At 74.7% G+C, this 984-nt stretch carries 1 protein-coding gene; it reads right to left on the minus strand.

The features are described 5' to 3' along the window. Positions 1–207: 207 nt before the first annotated feature. Positions 208–831 carry a LysE family transporter gene (locus tag ACFWH7_RS19900; RefSeq protein ID WP_378219209.1) on the minus strand — a complete coding sequence of 208 codons (624 nt, stop codon included), beginning with the start codon at positions 829–831 and terminating at the stop codon, positions 208–210. Positions 832–984: the final 153 nt, after the last annotated feature.

Consider the following 984-nt stretch of genomic DNA (forward strand, 5'->3'; position numbering starts at 1 on the left):
CGCCCACACGACGCCCCCCCCTCGTTACGACGCTACGACCTGGGGGTACCTACCTACCTCCCCCCACCTCGTCCCCCTATACCCGACGCCCCCACCCCCCACCCGGGGGTGGGGGGCGTCCTCGTCGGCGGGGAAGGTCGGTGCGCGACGTCTTCGTGCGGCCGCCTCGGTCGACCGTGACGGCCGCGCACCCTGCCCGACCCGCGCTCAGTGGACGGCGGCGAGCAGGACGCCGACCCCGACGAAGAGTCCGCCGAAGAGCCGGTTGACGGTGCGCTCCCCGCGCGGGCTGCGAGTCAGGCGCCGCAGCCCCGTCGCCGCGGTGGCGAAGAAGAACCACATGACGAGGACGTCGATCACGACCACGGTCACCCCGAGCACGACGTACTGCGGCAGCAGCGGCCGGTCCGGCCGGACGAACTGCGGGATGAACGCGAGGAAGAAGACGATCGCCTTCGGGTTCGTGAGGTTGACGAGGAGCCCGCGCCGGACCATCGACCACCGCGACTCCGGACCGCGCACGACGGCGTCGCCGTCGTCGCCGCTCGGGCGCGACCGCCACTGGCGGATCCCGAGGTAGACGAGGTAGGCGGCGCCGCCGTAGCGGACGACGTCGAACAGGACGGGCGAACCCGCGACGAGCACGCCGACACCTGCCGCCACGATCGCCACGTGCGCGACGAGGGCGAGCTGCTGGCCGAGGATCCCCCAGATGGAGCGCGCCCACCCGACGCCGATCGAGTTGGCCATCGTGTTGACCGCGCCCGCGCCGGGCGTGAGCGAGATGAGCACCCCGGCGGCCGCCAGGGTCGTCCAGACCGACCACGCCATGGCGGACAGGATAGGCGCCCGCGGACGGGCGCCGAGCACAGAGCATCACCGCGCCCGGGCACGAGAACGGCCCGCGCGGCCCCTCCGGGTCGCGCGGGGCCGCGGGCGGGCGCTGGCCCGGTGGGCCCCTGACCCGCCTGGGCCCCCCGCGTA

It is taken from the genome of Cellulosimicrobium cellulans (assembly GCF_042723955.1).
Taxonomy (GTDB): Bacteria; Actinomycetota; Actinomycetes; order Actinomycetales; family Cellulomonadaceae; genus Cellulosimicrobium; species Cellulosimicrobium cellulans_H.

Bases quoted from the DNA above. Each gene is read 5' to 3' on its own strand.
- ACFWH7_RS19900 (WP_378219209.1), bottom strand. From the start codon at position 831: ATGGCGTGGTCGGTCTGGACGACCCTGGCGGCCGCCGGGGTGCTCATC.